Source organism: Brevibacillus gelatini (assembly GCF_003710935.1).
Taxonomy (GTDB): Bacteria; Bacillota; Bacilli; order Brevibacillales; family Brevibacillaceae; genus Brevibacillus; species Brevibacillus gelatini.
In genome coordinates, this window is the sequence record NZ_RHHS01000008.1 from 118,627 (window position 1) to 134,999 (window position 16,373).

14 protein-coding genes and 2 pseudogenes are annotated in these 16,373 nt (G+C 54.4%); 6 read left to right on the top strand and 10 right to left on the bottom strand.

The annotated features are described in order from the left end of the window. Window positions 1–98: 98 nt before the first annotated feature. The 3 genes from EDM57_RS02310 to EDM57_RS02320 form a co-directional block, all read right to left on the bottom strand. Complete coding sequence (locus tag EDM57_RS02310; RefSeq protein ID WP_122903157.1) at window positions 99–2,297, bottom strand: ATP-binding protein; 2,199 nt, start codon at window positions 2,295–2,297, stop codon at window positions 99–101. Further along, a complete protein-coding gene (locus EDM57_RS02315) occupies window positions 2,294–3,418 on the bottom strand; it encodes a metallophosphoesterase family protein (RefSeq protein WP_122903158.1) in 1,125 nt (374 codons plus the stop codon). The genes EDM57_RS02310 and EDM57_RS02315 overlap by 4 nt, the downstream gene beginning before the upstream one ends. A gap of 197 nt (window positions 3,419–3,615) precedes the next feature. Beyond that, window positions 3,616–4,167 carry a DJ-1/PfpI family protein gene (locus tag EDM57_RS02320; RefSeq protein ID WP_122903159.1) on the bottom strand — a complete coding sequence of 184 codons (552 nt, stop codon included), beginning with the start codon at window positions 4,165–4,167 and terminating at the stop codon, window positions 3,616–3,618. Between the two features lie 219 nt (window positions 4,168–4,386). On the opposite strand from EDM57_RS02320, the gene EDM57_RS02325 reads away from it, so the two are divergent. The 3 genes from EDM57_RS02325 (at window position 4,387) to EDM57_RS02335 (ending at window position 7,688) form a co-directional block, all read left to right on the top strand. Next, entirely contained in the window at window positions 4,387–5,397 is a 1,011-nt protein-coding gene (locus EDM57_RS02325; protein ID WP_122903160.1) for a M23 family metallopeptidase, read from the top strand. 108 nt (window positions 5,398–5,505) lie between these two features. Continuing rightward, entirely contained in the window at window positions 5,506–6,156 is a 651-nt protein-coding gene (locus tag EDM57_RS02330) for a TetR/AcrR family transcriptional regulator (RefSeq protein ID WP_005829425.1), read from the top strand. Window positions 6,157–6,158: 2 nt separating this feature from the next. Then, entirely contained in the window at window positions 6,159–7,688 is a 1,530-nt protein-coding gene (locus tag EDM57_RS02335; RefSeq protein WP_026558106.1) for an aldehyde dehydrogenase family protein, read from the top strand. Window positions 7,689–7,703: 15 nt separating this feature from the next. On the opposite strand, the gene EDM57_RS02340 is transcribed toward EDM57_RS02335, so the two are convergent. From EDM57_RS02340 to EDM57_RS23995, 4 genes are read right to left on the bottom strand one after another with little or no spacing between them, the layout of a single operon-like run. After that, on the bottom strand, window positions 7,704–8,822 hold the full coding sequence (locus tag EDM57_RS02340; protein ID WP_246005718.1) for a Ger(x)C family spore germination protein: 1,119 nt from the start codon (window positions 8,820–8,822) through the stop codon (window positions 7,704–7,706). Then, window positions 8,819–9,904, bottom strand: coding sequence for a GerAB/ArcD/ProY family transporter (locus EDM57_RS02345; RefSeq protein ID WP_025843844.1), 1,086 nt, complete (start codon window positions 9,902–9,904; stop codon window positions 8,819–8,821). The genes EDM57_RS02340 and EDM57_RS02345 overlap by 4 nt, the downstream gene beginning before the upstream one ends. A gap of 4 nt (window positions 9,905–9,908) precedes the next feature. Continuing rightward, window positions 9,909–11,408: a spore germination protein gene (locus EDM57_RS02350; protein WP_025843845.1), complete on the bottom strand. Its 1,500-nt coding sequence runs from the start codon at window positions 11,406–11,408 to the stop codon at window positions 9,909–9,911. A 58-nt stretch (window positions 11,409–11,466) separates the two neighbouring features. Beyond that, on the bottom strand, window positions 11,467–11,850 hold the full coding sequence (locus tag EDM57_RS23995; RefSeq protein ID WP_122903161.1) for a transposase: 384 nt from the start codon (window positions 11,848–11,850) through the stop codon (window positions 11,467–11,469). A gap of 337 nt (window positions 11,851–12,187) precedes the next feature. Between EDM57_RS23995 and EDM57_RS02360 the strand changes: the two genes are divergently transcribed. The 3 genes and pseudogenes from EDM57_RS02360 to EDM57_RS24000 all read left to right on the top strand — a co-directional run. Then, entirely contained in the window at window positions 12,188–13,015 is an 828-nt protein-coding gene (locus tag EDM57_RS02360) for a hypothetical protein (protein WP_035986239.1), read from the top strand. Window positions 13,016–13,334: 319 nt separating this feature from the next. Beyond that, window positions 13,335–13,478, top strand: a pseudogene (locus EDM57_RS02370) (IS256 family transposase); the annotation flags it as partial. Then, window positions 13,473–13,619: pseudogene (locus EDM57_RS24000) on the top strand (IS256 family transposase); the annotation flags it as partial. The pseudogenes EDM57_RS02370 and EDM57_RS24000, both read left to right, overlap by 6 nt. 352 nt (window positions 13,620–13,971) lie before the next feature. On the opposite strand, the gene ribH reads toward EDM57_RS24000, so the two are convergent. The 3 genes from ribH to EDM57_RS02390 are packed head-to-tail and all read right to left on the bottom strand — an operon-like array spanning window position 13,972 to window position 16,338. Then, a complete protein-coding gene (ribH, locus tag EDM57_RS02380; RefSeq protein ID WP_122903162.1) occupies window positions 13,972–14,436 on the bottom strand; it encodes a 6,7-dimethyl-8-ribityllumazine synthase in 465 nt (154 codons plus the stop codon). Between the two features lie 14 nt (window positions 14,437–14,450). Next, a complete protein-coding gene (locus EDM57_RS02385) occupies window positions 14,451–15,650 on the bottom strand; it encodes a bifunctional 3,4-dihydroxy-2-butanone-4-phosphate synthase/GTP cyclohydrolase II (RefSeq protein ID WP_122903163.1) in 1,200 nt (399 codons plus the stop codon). Window positions 15,651–15,669: 19 nt separating this feature from the next. After that, window positions 15,670–16,338, bottom strand: a complete 669-nt coding sequence (locus EDM57_RS02390) for a riboflavin synthase (RefSeq protein ID WP_122903164.1) — start codon at window positions 16,336–16,338, stop codon at window positions 15,670–15,672. Window positions 16,339–16,373: the final 35 nt, after the last annotated feature.

Genomic DNA, 16,373 nt, shown 5'->3' on the forward strand with positions numbered 1-16,373 from the left:
GGCCCACTCCTCATGTATCTTGGTACGAGACATCATTTCATTTTCATTATAGAGGTTGGCTTTGCAAGGGGCAACCTCTTTCCCCAGTCAGATAACAATTACCCGAGCTGATGCACCTTGTGCCGATCCGATCCGCTCAAAATCGGCGCGAGCAACCGCCCCTCCCGTTCCTGACACGTAAACAGAAAAACCTGATGCTCCTCCGCCAGCCTGGCGATGTACGCCAGCGTTCGCTTAAGGCGCTCGTCATCATAGTGGACAAAATGGTCGTCCAAAAACAGCGGCAACGGCTCTGTCCGTTTGCTGACATGCTGCAGCAAGGCGAGCCGCTGCGCCAGGTAAAGCTGATCCGCCGTCCCTGTGGAGCATTGCTCGTGGCTGACAATCAGGTTGCGTGTCGGCACAAGCAGCCGCACCGCAAAGCCATCAGTCGGGTCCAGCCGCACCTCGTGATAGGCTCCCCCTGTAATTTGCGCCATCACCTCAGAAGCTGTGCGGTTCACATCCGGGGAAACGTCCCGCTTCCATTCGCTCTGGGCGGCAAGCAGCGTATCCCGCGCGAGCTGGAGGGCATCGCGGCGTTGCTGCAGCTGGCGAAGCGCCGTCGCTGCCACCTCGTACTCATCCCTGGCTTTCGCTACGGACACGCCTTCATATGCAGCCATTTCCCCGTAGGCGCGGGCCATTTTTTCCCGCAGCTCCTGCAGCTCGTCCTCGATGCGCGACAGCTGTGCCAGACAATCGCTTTCCGCTTCTTCGCGCTGCTGCTTTTGCTGTTTCAGCATCGCCCGCACAGCCTCGCCCCAGCTTGCCGACAGCATTTCCTCCCGCTTCGTTTTGGCCAGATCGCTCTCCAGTTGGACAGTTCGCTGCTCCTGTGCGCTTTTTTGCAGCTCTTCCCTTTTTGCCAGAAAAGCATCCCACTCCCGAACATCCCAGCGGCCGAAAAGCGTCGCCAACTCAGCGTCAATGGCAGCGATCTCCTGTTGCAGCCGCTCGCTTTCCTGCAAATGCTCGCTGTCGGCAGCAGGTGCAGGCCTGCTCCCTTTTGCCCGCAGCACGAAGATTCCGAGTGCGAACAGCAGCAGGGCAAGGCCAAGGAAGCTTCCGCCAAGTGCGGGATGCCCTGTCGCCAAGCCGGCTGCGCCCAGGGCGGCAAACAGTCCTGCACCACCCCACAGGCGCGCGGCGCCTTTTTTGCGCTTGGCCAAATTCCCCTGCCGCTGCGTCCGCGCCTGGCTGCGCGTCCCGGCAGACAACGCCAGTACAGCCAGCTCAGCCAGCCGCACATGATGCTGCTCCCGCGCTTTGCGCAACGAAACAGCGTGTGCGTAATCCGCGTCCATCTCAGCCAATACTTGATTCGGCATAGCTTCCTGCACACGGTTTGTCACTGAATCATCCCATGTCATCATCGAGCTGCGCGCTTTTTCGTGCAGCTCCCGCTCTTCTGCGCTGCCAGCCCGCTCCAGCCACCACTGCCAATCCTGCTCATTGATGGGCGAATAGCTTCTCTGCCAGCTCTCTTGCCAGAGCTGATCCTGCTTTTGCCACTTCTGTATCTGCGTTCTAAGCCTGGTGCGCCGCTGTTCGAGTCCTTCGCGCTTCTTTTCCCATAGCTGGATGGACTCCGTCAGCTGGCGAATCAAGCGCCATGCCTCTTCAGCGTGAGCCAGCTCTTGCTCAGTGCTCGCCAGGCGCGACGCCGCTTTGCCGAGCAGCGTATTTTCCGCCCGCTCCTTTTTGCCGATGCTCGCCAGTTCCCGCTCCAGCTCGGCCAAAATGTTGTGGACGAGCGGACTCGTCTCTTCTGCATTGGCAAAAGAAGGCATGAGATGCTCGGCCGCTTCGAGCGGCTCCCGTCTGATCCAGGTCAAATCCGTGAACAGGCTGCGGGTAAGGCCCAGATGTTTTTCCAAAAAGTTGCGCTCTTTGCGCCGATCCTCCATGTAAACGTCTGTCAGCTCCGTCCACTCCGGGTCCAGAAACAGACGTGCCTGCTCCCTTTCCTTGGTGAGCGTCCGATGCAAGCGGTACGTCTTGTCCCCCAACCGGTAGGTGACAATCGTCTCGTATTCCCCCTGATGCCAAGGGCGGTATTTTTCATAGACAGGCAAATAGCGGGCTGCTTTGACGTAATCGCGCTTCATCCCGTACAATGCCGCGAAAATGGCTTGCAGCAGTGTGGACTTCCCTGCTTCGTTGGGAGCGTAAAACAGGTTCAGGCCGGGAGCGAAGCGAAAATCAGCCCCTTGCCATTTTCCAAAGCCCGCAAGCGATAACTCCTCGATCTTCAACGCATGCTGCCCCCAATCCTCGCAAGCGCTTCCTGCCTCGCCAGTCTGGCAATTTCCCGCTCTTCGTCATTTTTTGCACTGGCCTCGGCTTCTGCCAGCCGGGCAAGCCATTTTCCCCATATGCCGCCTTCTGCCACCAGCTTGTCCGCGTCGATGTCCGGCCACGTCTCGTCTGTAATGGTCAGGAAAAAAAATCGCGAAAAGCGCTGCGCAAGAACCGGGAGCGCAGGCACGAAATGAGCGGCCCGTTCTCCTGTCAAGGTCACGTAGACCAGATCGCTGGCAGGGATTCCTTCAAGCTGTGCGGTCATCACCTCGACCAGTTGTTCTGTCGTTTCCGCTCCTGCGGCATGAATCGTCACTTTGTGAATCTGCCGCTGACAGACGGGCACGGCTTGCAAGGTCAGTCTCCCGCTATCGTCCAGCTCGCCGTACAACACAGAGCGCACATTCGTTTCCTTGCTCGTCAGCCCTTCCGGCGAGCCCGGATAGGCGGCAAGCGGCTGCTTTTTTTGCGGATGCACGAATTGCTCCGGCTTGTGAATATGGCCGAGTGCCACGTAATCCATCTCCACCTGCACCAGCTCCTGCAGCGTGACCGGAGCGTACGGCTGGTGTTCGTCCCCTGTCCTGTTCACGACACTGGCATGCAGGATCATCAGGTGATGCCGATAGCCGTCCAGCTTGCCTGGAAAAGAGGCGAGCGGCGACTCATAGACGTGCGGCTGCCCAAATCCCCAGCCGTAGATCACACAAGACTTTTCCGGAAACTCAAACGCCCCCCACTCGGGAGTGAACCAGTACACATTGCTCGGCCAATCCAGTGTTTGGTAAAACGAATCCGGGCGCCATGGATCGTGATTTCCCGGGGCAATGCAGACCGGGATCGGGGCGATGCTTGCAAACAGGTCGCGCAAAAACAGCGCTGTGGAGCGCCGTCCCCCGTGATATTCCAGCAAATCTCCGGCGATCAGCCAAAAGTCTGCCTGCCTTTCCACGACCAGATCGCGAATCGTTTGCAGCGTGCGGCGAAAATCATCCTGCCGCAGCTCGTAATGATCCGCCAGCATATGCAAAGGCGCGTCCAGATGAACGTCCGCCGTATGAATGAATGACAACACGAAGCGCTCAACTCCTTGCATGACCAACCAAATCGGCAAAATGGTGTGCGAACATACTTTCCCTATATGATACCGGGGAAATGACTGGTTGAAAAGGAGTGTTTCGCAGGGGCGCTCGCTTGCAGCAAGCGCTGTCGCGGAAAAAACAAAAAACTTCCGTCGACATTCCTTCGGCGGAAGTTTTTCGTTATCCATGACTAGCGCAGCAGACGTAAGAATTCGCGCATGAAGCCGGGCAAATCCGGCCACGCATGACCAGACACCAGGTTGCCGTCTACGTGAAGTGTTTCTTTTTCGTAAATCGCACCCATCGCTTCCACATCCGGTCTGCACGCCTGATAAGCAGTCAGCTTGCGGCCGGCGAGATGCTCGGGCACAATCGCCAGCACCTGGGAGCCGTGGCAGATTGCCGCAACAGGCTTGTTTGTCTCGAAAAAGTGCGCCACGATCGGCTTTAGGCTTTCGTGGAGCCGAATGTATTCAGGCGCTCTTCCGCCGGGAATAATCAACGCATCAAATGCTTCCGGATTGATGTCGGAAAACGCGGCGTGCGCAGGCAACTGATAAGCAGGCTTTTCCGTGTACGTCTCACTGTGTGCTTCAAAGTCATGGCATACGGTGTGCAGAGTCTTCACGCTGGGCGCAGCAATCACGGCTTCGTAGCCTTCCTCCAGCAAACGGTAATACGGATAGAACACCTCCAGGGCTTCTACGGCGTCCCCTGTCACGATCAACACTTTTTTGCTCATCACACAGCCTCCTCCATACGGGTTTGGTTGGATCATCCATTTTTCCATTTCTTTGCAGGAACGTCTCACTCCTGCTTTCTCGCCTATTTTTTTACAGAGCTTTAACAGACAGCCGTCCCGGATGCGGTGCGCTACGCCCGCTTCCAAAAAGTATCGTGGATAATCCAGAGAGACTGGCAGAAACTACAACGGAAACTACCCGGGCTGGAGGGAGACGGCATGCGAGTTTTCCGCCTCATCATTCAGATCAGCTTGTGCGTGGCCACTGTCATTTTGCCGCTGGATGCAGCCTTTGCCAAAGGCTCCTCTGCCAACAGCCATGCAGACCCTCTCCTGCAGGAGCGGCTACAGCTTTTTTTGCGAATGGAGTCTTTGTACGGCATTCCCTGGAACTATTTGGCGGCTATCGATCAGTATGAGCGCACGATGAAAATACGCAAAAAGCAAACCGACAACCAGGCATCTTCCTCGCGGCTGACTGCCGTGGACATCCCGAGTGATCGCTGGGCAGGCAGCATGAACCCTGACCCGGATGACACCAATCCGGTATCGATCCAGTTTTTCGGCGGGATGGGCATGGACGGCGACGGGGATGGGCTTGCCGACCGCAACAACGATATGGATGCACTTACTTCCCTTATTCATTACCTGGCGCAGTACGGTTTTTCCCAGGAGGATTGGCAAATCGGAGTCTGGTCTTACTACCAGCGGGATCGCTCGGTGAAAACGATCCGGCAATTCGCGCAGGTGTATGAAAAATACCAGCATTTGCAACTGGACGAGCGTCATTTTCCCATCCCGGCGAGGTACGACTACAGCTACCGCAGCACCTGGGGAGACGCGCGCGGCTGGGGAGGGCGGCGGATTCACGAAGGCACCGACATTTTCGCCCGACACGGGACGCCCGTGCTCTCCACAGCTTACGGAGTGATCGAGGTCATCGGCTGGAACCGCTATGGCGGCTGGCGGATCGGCATGCGCGACATGGGCAATGTGTATCATTACTTCGCCCACCTGTCGTCGTTCAAAAAGGGACTGAAGCCCGGCGACATCGTGGAGCCGGGGCAAGTGATCGGATACGTCGGCAGCTCCGGCTACGGCAAGCCTGGCACCGCCGGAAAATTCCCGCCCCACCTGCACTACGGCATGTATCGGGAGACTGGGGGAGCCGACTGGGCTTTCGACCCTTACCCGTATCTAAAGCGCTGGGAACGACAAAGGAAGCGGTAGCACAGCCGCTTCTTTTTTTGTGCCCATTCGGGCGTTGACAGGAGCAAGGCTTGCGCACTACAATCAAGGCAAAAAATTGGACAATCGTCCAAAAAAGAGGTGCACAGCATGACTCCCCCTTCGAAAAGCCAGGCGAAAGCCGAAGCGAAGCGGGCCTTTTTGATCGAGCAGGCGACGATCTGCCTCGCGGAAAAAGGCTATGCCCACGTCTCCTTGCGCGATATCGCCAAGGAATCCGGCGTCTCGCTCGGCATTCTGCACTATTATTTTGCCAGCAAGGAAGAATTGCTGCTCGAAGTGATCGCCAGCTACAAGGAACGCTTCATCGCCGAGCTGGAGCGCGAAGTGGTTGCCGCTCCCCTGGACAACTTTTTCCCGGCTCTCGCTGCCGTTCTCGGCCGCAGCCTGCTGGAAGACCGCAAGCTGCATCGGCTCTGGTACGATTTGCAGGCGCAGGCGCTGTACACCCCTGTCTTTTTGGAGCAGGTGCACCACACGCGAAACCGGCTGCACGACCTGATTGCCCGCATGCTCAAGCGGCTGCAGACGGAGCGTGGAGCCGCGCTTGCCGTGGACGTGAGCGCGGCAAGCTCGATCCTCTATTCCGTGATCGACGGCATGATCTTGCAATGCTTGCTGGACGAATCCCGGACGGCCGCAGAAGCGATCAGCCGCTTTCAGCTTGCTCTCCACCATGTTCTCGAGTCGCTTTTTTCTTCTGGTTCACCTGCCACCCATCCTGTCGAACGAGGTGATTGATAATGTCCGTACTCCCTCTGCGCAATCCGGCCACTGGCGAGACATTCGGCTCCGTGACTGAAGCCAGTCCCGCCCAGGTAGACGCGGCAGTCGCCAAAGCCCGGCTCGCCTTTGAAGCGTGGTCCGCTACCTCCCTGTCCGAACGGCTGCGCTACTTGACGCGCCTGCGCCACTATCTCGTCGAGCACGGCGAAGAACTGGCGGAAAAAATCAGCCAGGCCACCGGAAAAGTGACCATCGAAGCGTACATGACCGAAATTTTTGTCACTGCCGATACGATCCGCTTTTACGAGAAGCACGCGCCGCAAATGCTGGCTGCCCAGCCCGTGCCGACCCCGCTCGTGCTCTGGCCGAAAAAATCGTACATTCACTACAAGCCGATGGGGGTAATCGCGGTCATTTCGCCGTGGAACTATCCGTTTCAACTGGCGATCATCCCGATGCTGTCCGCGCTTGTCGCGGGAAATACGGTCATTCTCAAACCGTCCGAAGTCACCCCTTCTACTGGCCTGCTCATCGAAGAGCTGTTTGCCGTTGCCGGGCTGCCGGAAGGAGTCGTCACCGTCCTGCACGGGGGACGCGAGGTCGGCAGTCGGCTGGTGGCGGCCCGCCCGGACAAAATCTTTTTTACAGGCTCGGCCGCCACAGGCAAAAAAATTATGGCCGCAGCAGCGGAGCATCTGATTCCGGTCTCGCTGGAGCTGGGCGGAAAAGACCCGATGATCGTCTTCGAAGACGCGAATCTGGAGAGGGCGGCAAACGGAGCGATCTGGGGCGCTTTTACGAACTCCGGCCAGGTGTGCATGTCCGTTGAGCGGCTGTACGTGCACGAGCGTGTGTACCCCGAGTTTTTGCGGTTGGTCACGGAAAAAACGAAAGCGCTGCGCCAACGGTTTCCCGCTCAGGCGGAAGTCGGCTCGATGACTTCGCGTGAGCAGCTCGGCATCGTCCGGGCGCATATCGAGGAAGCGCTCGCCGCCGGAGCCAAAGCCGTCACAGGCGGGCTGCCGCAAACCGACAGCATGTTCATCCCCCCGACCATCCTGACAGACGTCACGCCGGACATGAAGATCATGCGGGAAGAAACATTCGGCCCTGTCCTGCCGATCATGACGTTTTCCGACGAGGCAGAAGCTATCCGCCTGGCAAACGAGTCGCCCTACGGCCTGAATGCGTCTGTCTGGTCGTCTGACAAACAAAGAGCGCAGCGCGTAGCAGAAAAGCTGTTGAGCGGCAACGTGTGCATTAACGACGTCATCATCAGCTACGCCAATCCGCACCTCCCGTTCGGCGGGGTCAAAGAGAGCGGCATCGGCCGCTACCGCGGGCCAGCCGGGCTGCAAGCGTTCACGCACAGCATCTCGGTCATTCACGACCCCGGCTCGAAAAAACGCGAGTTCAACTGGTACCCGTACACAGAAGACCAGCAGTTGATGTTCAGCGGCTTGACCCGTTTTCTGTACGGAAAGCGGCCAAAATGGGACCGCCCGACGCTGAAAGCGATCTGGCGGGAGCTGAAACGGTTGCGATAACGCGAGCGGCCACGCTTACTTGATCGTGCCGTAGCCGAGTATATCGAGCTTGACCTTGATGTTGAATCCGGCCTGCTGATAGAGCGCGAGCCCTTTTTCCCGCGTCCATTTTCCGTAGTATTTCTGGCGCAGGCTCTCTTCGATTCCGGCCGGATCAACGCCCTCTTGTTGAAATTTTTTCAGCATCACAGCGGTCTCCCGTTTAATCAGCGCTTCCATCTGCTTCACGAGCTTTTCCATTTGCGGTCGTTTGTCCAAATTTTTCTTGCCATCGTAGCCTACCACCACTCCCCGCAGTTCGAGGTTGATGTCAATGACGGGCTTTTTCTGGTTGCCGTTGCTCCGCACTTTTGACTTGGACCAGACAAAATCGAAAATGATCTCTTCCAGACGCTCGCCTTCGTTCGTCTGCTCCGTCAGCTCAAACTTGACGCGGGGAAGCCGCTTTTGTCCGAGCAAGCATTGCACCAGCTTGCCTTCGCGCTGCGAGTAGAAGCCGATCAGCTTGTCTTTGCGCAGCAGAGCGACTTTGGCGATCTGAATGTTTCCGTTTTGCTTGATTAAATAGGGCAAGTTCGGATCGCCCGTCTTGCTGGTCATCATGAACACAAAGTCGTGGATCGTAGAAAAAGACGAAAAAGCCGTTTCCACCCGCGGACGCAGCAAATCGTTCAAATACGTGTTCACTTCCGGCTTGTTTCGGTACTCGCCCCTGATGATATCTTCCGCTTTGCCTTTGACAATTGCGATGAATACGTTCTCGCCCACAATCGGATTCCGGTACAGGTCGAGCACGACTTTGCCGATGCCGACTTTGCGCACCAGCTCCTCGCTGAACAAAATGACGCGAAGCTGTGACAGCGTCATCGTCCGTTCGGATTTTGTGGCAAGCTTCAACATCGCTTCGCTCGTCATGGAAGCTTTGGTCGAGTAAACTTGTGTCGATTCCTTTCCTCTGGCGGGAACGGGGATGGCGACAACGACGTTCATTTGCTTGTCGTCGATGTAGTCAAAGCCCATGACGCCGATCATCGCCATGTCTTCGAGGGCTGGCCGCTCGAACTCTCCCGTGCATCCGGCAAGCGCCAGGGAAAAAACCGTCGATATCAAATACCAGCAGATCCACCTCATCATGCTCCCTCTCCCCTTCCCGAACGCAGGGCGTGCAGCAGCAATAAAAAGATCGGCCACAAAATCAAGCCATACCCCAAATAAACGGTCACATAGTCATAAATGAACCGTTGGTCTTCCACCGCAAGCGGGCCGCGAATCATGTAGTAGGAGATCGCCGTCGGCAACAGAAGATGCCAGAGCCGCTGTTTTCTTGCCATGTCTTCTATCCCCGTGCGAGCCATCCACAAATACGTCGTGGACGTGCTGAGAATGAGAAACACCCACAAGCCGATGCCGAGATTTTCGATCCGCTCCATGAAAGACAGCTCCACCGCCTTGAACAGATTCAGGATCGGATAGACGAGATTCGCCATCTGCCATTCGGAAAAGTAGGCCACACTCGTAATCAGCACCAACACGTAAAACAAAACCACTGACCATACGCCGATCAGCACGTGCTTCAACGCCTTTTTCTTTTCGACAATAAACGGATAGTAAATCAGCAGCACCTCATATCCGAGCATGCTCCCGAACGATTGGTTGAGCGCGTCCAGCACGCTGGCCAGATCCGTATTGAACAGCGGAAAGATGTGCGTGATTCCCCCTTCCTGAAAGCCGTATTGCAGCAGCAAGAGCATCCAGCCCGTAAAGAACAGCGCCAGCAGGCAAAACCTGGCGACCAGCTTGATTCCGCCGTTGGTAATGTAAAACATCACGAGCGTCAGGCCGAGCAGCGGCACGGTGATCGTCTGGTTGTTCAGCATCGACGTCTGCAAAAGCCGCACATAGCCTTCGTTCGCGGTAGAGGCGTTCAAGATGGCGTAGACAATCACCACGACGTTGATCCCTCTGCCCAGCCACTTGCCGAGCAGCTTTTCATGAATCCGAAAAAGCGTGTCCTCCGGGTAGCGCCTGCACAAAGCGATCATCGGAAAAATCGTGAGCGTGACGATCAGCCCCATCAAAATCGGCGACCACCACAGGTTGTATCCCATTTTGCTGGCATAATGGGCAAGGGACAGCAAATTGACCCCCACCATCGTATTGATTACCAGTCCTACAACAAGAACCGGACGCAGGCTGTGAATCTTTCCTCTGTCCATCTATCTACTCCTCACCAATGGGACGCGTCTGTTTGCGTTTTGCTCGGGACATGCGGTTGCGATAGACGATGAACTTCATCGGTGCGCGCACGAGGCCGTTCAACAAGTCTGTCCACTGACGCGGCACACCGGGCGCCATGCACGGAGTGCCGAGCGAGGTCAGGTTGAGCAGATGCGCGAACAAAAAGGCCAGCATGAGCATCTGCCCGTACATCCCCATCAAGCCAGCCATCAAAATAAAGCCGTATCGCACCAGCCGAATGGCGTTGCTCATCAAAAAATTCGGCGGCACAAACGAGAGCAGCGCTGAGATGGACACGAGAACGATCAGAATGTTGCTCGCCAGACCCGCCTGCACAGAGGCCGTCCCGATCACGATACCTCCGACGATACCGATGGTTTGCCCGATTTTCGTCGGCATGCGTATCCCGGCTTCCCGCAAAACTTCGATGACCAGCTCGATGAACAGCACTTCGATCACAGGAGGAAACGGAACCTGGCTGCGCGACTGGGACAAAATCGTCAACAAAGCGGGAGGAAGCATTTCCGGATGAAAGGTCAGGACAGATACGTAGCTCGATGTGAGCAAAATCGTGACAAACAGTCCGAAAAAGCGGATCATCCGCAGCAGGCTGGCGGTCGACCAGCGGTTGTAAAAGTCTTCGGGGCTGCTGAACATCTCCAGAAAGGAGGCGGGACAAATCGCCGCATCCGGGCTGCCGTTGAGCATAATGATGATGCGGCCGTCCAACAGCGCTGCTGTCACATTGTCAGGCCGCCCCGTCAGCCCGAACTGCGGGAACGGCGAGTACGGCTTGTCCTCCAGCATCTGCTTCAACACGGGCATCCCGACAAAGCCCTGGTACTCGACGTTTTGAATCCGCGTTTTTACCCGCTCCACGTTTTCGTCATTCGCGATATTTTCCAGGTACAGCACGGCTACCCTGTTCTTCGTCTCGGTGCCGATCGTGTAGGCGAGTATTTTCAGATTCGGCGTGGTCAGCCTGCGCCGCAGCATCGACAGATTGATTTCCAGCATCTCCACAAACGAATCCTGCGGCCCGAGCACAGTCGCCTCGCTCTCCGACTTCGTGATGGAGCGATGCTCGACCTGAAACGTATTGACGTGCAAAATCAGCTCCCTGTCCAGGAAAAACAGGATCGTATGGCCGCGCAGCAAATTGTTCATCAGCCTGCCCATGTCATCGGACTGGCACGGCTGCGCATAAGGCAACACCCGCAACGGGTCTTTTCCATCCGAGCGTTGCAACGGCAAAAAGACGGTTTCGTACACTTGCGTCAAATCTACCATCGTATCTAGAAAAAAAACGTGTACCTCTTCCTCATTGATCGTCAAGGACAGACTGCTGAGGTCATCCACGTTCGCCAATTGTTCTTTTACCATGTGCGGCGTGATGCGTTCGCCGCGACCAGACGGCTGCTCGTGCCTTCTGGCTTCTGCGACCTTGGTTACTTGCTCTCTCCACCAATCTGTCGGCCTCATGTTGAATCCCCTCGATCTGCAGGAAAATCCTTCTTACTTTGACCGATACGTGGTGATTTTATCCATTGGCGTGTGCTTTTGAAGGGAGTGGAGTAAGAGGCATTCGTGATCCGAAACGAAAAATAATTCTGAATCGGCTCGCGCCAATGGACAATTGTTTTTGCAATCGACTGAACCAGGCTTTCAATTCCTCTTGTTCCTCAGGTTTTCGTTTATCGGGAGATGTGTGGAGCAGACGTTGTTCATGTCTACCCCGGCGATGAGTTGCCCGCGAATGGGTACGTTTTCGCGTAGCTTCTAGTGATTTGGAGAAAAGTTGAATGACATTGAACTTGTCTGCTACTACAGTTGCATCCTTCCAAACGCTTCGAACTATCTCAGCCATTCTATGAGCCAAGTCGGTCACAACAACTTGTGGAGGCGTAGCAAAGGGCCAGTTCATGAGAGCGTTACGAACCTGTTTACGTGAACGACCTTCTGTGACCTGTCAGATATGTCCACTTTGTGCATCCATGAGGTTGACACCGTACTTGTGTCCTATTGGTAGAGCAAATTCGTCCAAGCAGACCATGGTAGGCGCAAGACGCTCCTGTGGTAAACTTGTTAGACAACGTTAGATTTCATCTCTTTCAATGGTTTGTCTCGACAACAACCACGATGGAGGAACATCTACGTTTTTTCAATGTCTATCACGGATTTATGGTGATGAATCTTTAAATTGCAATTTTTACCTATATTTGTTATATTGTAAACAAATTACAAATATGGAGTTGTTGGAAGTGAAAAAGTTTTACTTAAGTGTTTTGGCTTTGAGCTTATCCCTATTAACTTTCGTTGCTCCTTCTACTGCTAAACAACCGCCGTCATGGGAAGAAGAAACTACTTTAACAAAAAAAGAAATCAATCGTATAGTTGACGATATAGGGTTAACAGAAGAAGAACTTGCGAATTTCCCAGATGATGTACTCAAAGAATTACTTGAAAACAACGCTAAAAAGTTGGCATCTAATAGTAAAACTGTAAGAGAAGAAGAATTTATGGATAAGAATACAATCACACCTCAAGTAGCTTTAGATGGTGGAATACTAGATTTAAACGCTACCGCATTTTCGGTAAATAGTGACATGACTGGTTATAAAAAGTTTTATTTATATGGAAGTTACGAATGGTCAAAAAGTCCTAAATGGGAACTTACAGACGGCTTGAGTATTGGTTTTCCAGTTACATCAAAATGGTTCCTCCCGATGTCATCACGTGGAAAAGTTCAGCAGCATGAATACAGATATTGTTATAGACCTGACAACAATACTTCTGCTAAATGGAGTTGTTCAACCTATACTACCCCTGATGATTGGGATCCTGGTGTTGGCGTAGGATCGAAAATTGATTTGGAAGCAATGCCAAGTAATAATGCTCACAAAGGGTATATATCACAGTATGTATACGTCGAAAAAAATGAGTCTGGTACAGTAAACGTAAAATTTGAATATGGTCATCAAACTTGGACTTTGGGATCTGTTGCCTTTGCTGTCTATCCAGCAGGTTTTGCTATTGAACCGGCATCAGTTACTAAGGTTGAAGACTTCGGTATTGTGTTTCGATACTAATCTATATAACTAAAACTAGATCCTCCCTAAAGTAAGAGAGGATCTAGTTTTAGTTATGGTGAATTTATTACAATCAGAAACAATAATTGGCCAACTTTTTTGGGGAGTGATTACTTTTGAAAATTTTCTACTTATCATTCTACCTATCAATAATGGTTATCGTAGCGTTATCATTCATATGGAATCTTATTGAAGTAATGAAAGCATTAACTGAAAAAAACAATACAAGATTTAAAACCGCTAAAACAGTATCCATAATTAGTTTCTTACTTCTCCTTGTCCTCTATATCATTATTTTTGAATACATCGGGCGTTAACCATGACGATCAAAGCATTAGCGAAAGATTGCCGAGCCATCGAGGACGTTCATGAGATGCTCAAGAACCTCTTCCGTGACACCATCCAGCAGTTGTTTGAAGCGGAAATGGACGATCATTTAGGCTATGCCAAACATAATGCTGACGATGCCTTACGGAAAATTATCTAACTGGCAACCATGGAGGCATCAAATAAATGAACCATGCCACTTCGGTGCTGGAAAGAATGTATATCGCAACTGGCCATCCATTTTGGAAGCCGCTTGCAAGGGGAACTGTCCGCATAAAGAGGCTGTTAGGTCGGCCTGACATGGAGCCTCTGCGGGCATGATTCCTTGCGATTGGGCGATGCCAGTCAACCATGCATAGCATGGCTAACGAATCTATCATGCCCGCTCCTCCATGTAAAGCCGTTGACGTAACTATTCACCTGTTAAAAACCCATTTACACAAAAAAAATTACATTACTCTTCCTACCAGGCATTCCCTTTACTTTCCTTCATTGGTTTAGCACTTCATTCACAAAAAATATCAGCCAAATAACATGAATCAAGAATGGGATCTATGTGTGCTTTCGGGCAAACGAAAAAACGGGAGCCGCAGCCCCCGTTTCGCACCCAGACAAGCGATTCGTGTCGCTTAGGCGAACTGTTTGGACAGGTTCGCCATTTCAATGGCGGCCGTTGCCGCTTCCCAGCCTTTGTTGCCCGCTTTTGTCCCGGCGCGCTCAACCGCTTGCTCGATGTTGTCCGTCGTCAGCACGCCAAAAATGACCGGAATCCCCGTGGAAAGCGACAATGATGCCACACCTTTGGCTACTTCGTTGCAAACGTAGTCAAAGTGCGGAGTCGCCCCGCGGATGACCGCGCCCAGTGTCACAATCGCATCGTAGCGGCCGGATTCGGCCATTTTTTTGGCAATCAGCGGAATCTCAAAAGCGCCGGGCACCCAGGCCACATCTACGCTGTCTTCCTCTACGCCGTGGCGCTTCAACGCATCGAGCGCACCGCCTACCAGTTTGCTGACGATCAGCTCGTTAAATCGTCCCGCTACAATCCCTACGCGCAAACCCGTTCCTACCAGATGTCCTTCAAATGTTCTCATCTTCTCCACTCTCCTTAGCCTTTGATATGCAGCAGGTGTCCCAGCTTTTCCTGCTTGGTCGACAAATACCGTTTGTTGTGCGGATGCGTCGGCATTTGCAGCGGCACCCGTTCCTCCACTTTCAGTCCGTAGCCGTCCAGCCCCCGGATTTTGCGTGGGTTATTGGTCAAAAGCCGCATTCTCTGCACGCCCAGGTCGCGGAGAATTTGCGCCCCGATGCCGTAATCGCGCAGATCGGCAGGGAAGCCGAGCTTTTCGTTCGCCTCCACCGTATCCAGCCCTTCCTCCTGCAGCTTGTAGGCACGCAGCTTGTTGATTAGCCCGATGCCGCGGCCTTCCTGACGCATGTACAAAAGAATGCCGGAGCCCTCCGCCTCGATCTGCTCCAGCGCCGCATGCAGTTGCGGGCCACAATCGCAGCGGTGGGAGCCGAAAATATCTCCTGTGAGACACTCGGAATGCACCCGGACGAGAACGGGCTTGTCCGTACCAATTTCGCCCTTGATAAGCGCCACGTGTTCTTTGCCGTCCAGCTCGTTCGTATAGGCGGCGATCCGGAAATCGCCGTAGCTCGTCGGCAGGCTCACTTCGATTTCTTTTCGCACGAGGGACTCAGTGCGCATCCGGTAGGCGATCAGATCGGCAATCGTAATCAGCTTCAAGTCGAAGCGGCGAGCGATCTCCACAAGCTGCGGCAGCCGTGCCATCGAACCATCCTCGTTCATGATTTCGCAAATGACCCCTGCGGGCACGCTCCCCGCCAGCCGGGCGAGGTCCACCGCCGCTTCAGTATGGCCCGCCCGCCGCAGAACACCTCCGGCTCTGGCAATCAGCGGAAAAATGTGCCCCGGCCTGCGGAAGTCCTCTGCCGTTTTCTGCTCATCCAGCATCGCCAGCACGGTCTGCGAGCGCTCTTGTGCCGAAATGCCGGTATGCGTGCTCACCTCGTCGATGGATACGGTAAACGCCGTCCCTTGCTTGTCCGTGTTATGCTCGACCATCGGGGTGAGCGCAAGCCGCGCCGCCCGTTCCTCTGTCACCGGGACGCAGACAAGACCGCGCCCGTGCGTCACCATAAAGTTAATCATCTCCGGCGTAGCCGCTTCCGCCAGGCAGACGAAATCCCCTTCGTTTTCCCGATCCTCGTCATCCACGACGATGACGGCTTTTCCTTGCCGCAAATCTTCGAGCGCCTCTTCTATGCGATGAAACATGGAACTTGTCCCTCCTCGTTCAGACGAATCCGTTTTCCTGCAAAAAAGCCAGACTGAGTTTCCCGCCTTTTGCTTCGACCTGATTGCCTGCTGGCTGGCCACGATAGCCCAAAAGCCGCTCAACGTACTTGCCGATGATGTCTGTCTCCAGATTCACCTGATCGCCCGCGCGCCGATCCTGCAGGCTGGTCGCTGCCAGCGTATGCGGAATGATCGACACCGAAAAATGCGCATCGGCAACGTCTACGACCGTAAGACTGATGCCGTCGACGCAGATCGAGCCTTGCCTGATGACGTATCGTAACAGCTCTGGCGCAGCTTCGATGCGAAACAGCACAGCGTTGGCGTGCGGCTCGCGGGACAAAATCGTGCCTGTTCCGTCCACATGCCCGGAGACGATATGCCCGCCAAAGCGGTCGCCCAGCCGCATCGCCCGCTCCAGATTGACCCGCTGGCCTGGGCGCAAGTGGCGCAGGCTCGTCTTTTTCATCGTCTCCGGCATGACGTCCACGCTAAAATGCCGCTCCGAAAAAGACGTGACCGTCAGGCAAATGCCGTTGACAGCAATACTGTCGCCGAGCTTGACGTCTTCCAGCACCCGCTGCGCCCGAATCACGAGCCTGCTCGCCTGATCGTTGCCCGTGATGGATGCCAGAACCCCTACTTCCTCCACCAGTCCGGTAAACATCGGCCTTTCCTCCTTTTGTTTCCTGAAAACAGCTC